Source organism: Leucobacter sp. M11 (assembly GCF_035726885.1).
GTDB lineage: Bacteria > Actinomycetota > Actinomycetes > Actinomycetales > Microbacteriaceae > JAPFRB01.
Genome location: NZ_JAPFRB010000004.1, coordinates 100,945 through 102,941, shown reverse-complemented (window position 1 = coordinate 102,941; position 1,997 = coordinate 100,945). Strand labels below are relative to the sequence as shown.

Annotated in this window: 1 protein-coding gene, 1 tRNA gene and 1 pseudogene; all 3 read right to left on the bottom strand. The window is 67.6% G+C overall.

The window, feature by feature from the left end:
• Positions 1-90 precede the first annotated feature (90 nt).
• Positions 91-163: transfer RNA gene (locus OOT08_RS12465), tRNA-Thr, on the bottom strand.
• A gap of 65 nt (positions 164-228) precedes the next feature.
• On the bottom strand, positions 229-1,182 hold the full coding sequence (locus OOT08_RS12460) for a DsbA family protein (RefSeq protein ID WP_325093061.1): 954 nt from the start codon (positions 1,180-1,182) through the stop codon (positions 229-231).
• 48 nt (positions 1,183-1,230) lie between these two features.
• A pseudogene (locus tag OOT08_RS12455) lies at positions 1,231-1,997 on the bottom strand (preprotein translocase subunit SecA); the annotation flags it as partial.

Sequence of the window (1,997 nt, the reverse complement as noted above, 5' to 3'; positions counted from 1 at the left end):
GGTCCTGACCGAGAGCGGTTCGCGCCGGTCACCGTGGAGAAAGGAAACGCCCCGGAATCTCGATCTTCGTCGGGATTCCGGGGCTATTTGAGCCGACTACGGGATTCGAACCCGTAACCTACGCTTTACAAGAGCGTTGCGCTGCCAATTGCGCCAAGTCGGCCGGAACGGACCCAGTCTACCCAATCGGCGACCGGGCCCGTTTCGTGGTGTCGGAGTGCGCGAACGCTACGGCTTCGAAGTCTCCGTGGGGGCCTCGGACGGGGTCGGGGTTGCCGAGCCGGAGCTGGTGCCCTGCGAGTCCGAGAGCGCCTTCTCGAGGTACTTCGAGAACTGGCCCTCGTCGTAGAGGAGGGCGCTGTCCACGAGGACGCCGTTGACCAGCACGGTCGGGGTGCCCGACACGGAGGGCAGGTTCTGGCCCTCGGCCTGGTTTGCCGGCGGCTCCGCGAGGATGCGCTTCGCGTTCTGGTCGATGAACTTGCCGAACTCACGGTCGTTCACGCAGCTGCGCATCTCCCCGTTGACCGTACCGCCCGCCTTCTCGATCTGCGTCAGCAGCTCCTTGTCGGTCAGTCCGGCGGTCGCCTCCTCGGGCTGGACCTCGGCGCTCAGGAGCGTGGTGTGCAGCTTCCAGGCGGCCTCGGGCTGGTAGTTCGCAACACAGGCGAGGGCGTTGGCCGCGCGGGTCGAGTACTTCGTGCCGAGCGAGGCGGCGTCGAGCGAGTTCATCGGGTAGGCCTCAAGCGTGGCCTGCCCGCTGCCAACCCAGTTTTCGAGCGTCGCGTTGTTGGTCTGCTCGAACTGGCCGCACCAGACACACATGTAGTCGAAGTACACGACGATGTCGAGGGGGTCCTCGGCGCCGCGGGTGACGGTCGTGGGGACGAGCTTCGCCTCGGCGGGAAGCGCCTCGGTCTCCTGCACGACGAGGTCGGGCCCGAAGACCACGCCGCCGGAGGCCATGTTGGCCGGGCCGGGGCCCGCGGGCTTCACGGCGTTGGCAATCACGAGGCCGACGATCGCGATGACCGCGACCACGCCGATGACGATGCCGCCCTGCAGGAAGAAGCGATTGCGCTTCTCCTTCTTCCGCTGTGCCTCGCGTGCGGCTTTGGCCTGTTCGCGGGCGAGCTGACGCCGCTCGTTTTTCGAGGGTCGCCCCTGGCTTTCCTGAGTCATGACTGCTGTGTTCTCCGTTTTCCTACAATGAGAGCCGCTCGTGCGGGGTTACTTCTTCTTCCGGCGCTCGGCGCGGTTCTGCGGCGCCGCCACCTGCTGACCGAAGGCACCGCGTTCGGTGGGCTCGGGAGAGGCCTCGGGGGCGAGGGCTTCCCGGGCGCGCTGCTGGGCCTTCTTCGTGGCCGCCTGCTGCATCTGGCCGCGCTCGTTGCGTACCTCGGTCTCGCCGTCCTCGCCGGGGGCCGAGTAGCTGAGCTTCTCGGTCGCCTGCACGGGGGCCTCCTCCAGGCCGCCGCCCTCCAGGTGCACGTGGTCGTGACCGGGGGTGGCGGGGCGCACCTGCACCTCGAGGTTGTAGAGCAGCCCGAGGGACTCCTCCTTGATCTGGCCCATCATGTTCTGGAACAGGGCGTAGCCCTCGCGCTGGTACTCGACGAGGGGATCGCGCTGCGCCATCGCGCGCAGGCCGATGCCCTCCTTGAGGTACTCCATCTCGTAGAGGTGGTCGCGCCAGCGGCGGTCGATCGTGGAGAGCACCACGCGGCGCTCGAACTCGCGCATGCCGTCCTCGCCGAGCTTCTCCTCGCGGGCCGCGTACACGACCTCGGCGTCGGAGAGGATCTCGCGGCGGATGAGCTCGCGGTTAACCCGGCCCTTGGACCCGGCCTCCTCGATCAGTTCCTCAATCGAGATGCCGACGGGGTAGACCTGCTTCAGATCGGCCCACAGGGCGTCGAAGTCCCAGTCGTCACCGTTGCCCTCGGAGGCGTGCGTGTCCAGGATCGCGTCGATGACGTCGCCGCGGAAGGAGTTCA

Bases quoted from the DNA above. Each gene is read 5' to 3' on its own strand.
- OOT08_RS12460 (WP_325093061.1), bottom strand. From the start codon at position 1,182: ATGACTCAGGAAAGCCAGGGGCGACCCTCGAAAAACGAGCGGCGTCAG.